This is a genomic window from Allocoprococcus comes (assembly GCF_013300725.1).
In the GTDB taxonomy this organism is placed as follows: Bacteria; Bacillota; Clostridia; order Lachnospirales; family Lachnospiraceae; genus Allocoprococcus; species Allocoprococcus comes_A.
Map to the genome: position 1 here is coordinate 1 of NZ_JAAIMM010000114.1, position 476 is coordinate 476.

Sequence of the window (476 nt, forward strand, 5' to 3'; positions counted from 1 at the left end):
CTCTGTGCAGGATTTCCTTGCCAGGCATTCTCTATCGCCGGAAAGCGAGAAGGATTTGCAGATGCAAGAGGAACCCTCTTTTTCGAGATTGCCCGGCTTCTTAAAGCTAAAAGACCCCAGTATTTTATCCTTGAAAATGTTCCCGGTCTGCTTTCGCATGACAAGGGGCGGACATTTTGCACCATCCTCAGTACGCTTTCGCAACTGGGGTACCATGTCGAATGGAAAGTGCTTAACAGCAAGGATTTCGGAGTCCCCCAAGCAAGGAAACGGGTGTATATTGTCGGATATCTTGATTTCAGATGTGCCGGAAAAATATTACCTGAACCAGAAACAAATGGAGCAGCTCTTGTTCAAATCCGGGCAGGAAGTCAGGGGAAAAGAGTCTACAGTCCCAAAGGACTAAGCTGTACCCTGACATCACAGGCAGGTGGAATGGGCGGCAAGACAGGATTATATGATGTAGGTGTTCCAAT

Annotated in this window: 1 protein-coding gene; it reads left to right on the forward strand. The window is 47.7% G+C overall.

Going from position 1 to position 476, the window contains the following annotated elements; translation table 11 throughout:
• The coding region (gene dcm / locus G4407_RS16310; protein WP_173689709.1) for a DNA (cytosine-5-)-methyltransferase at window positions 1-476 on the forward strand (476 nt) is incomplete at both ends.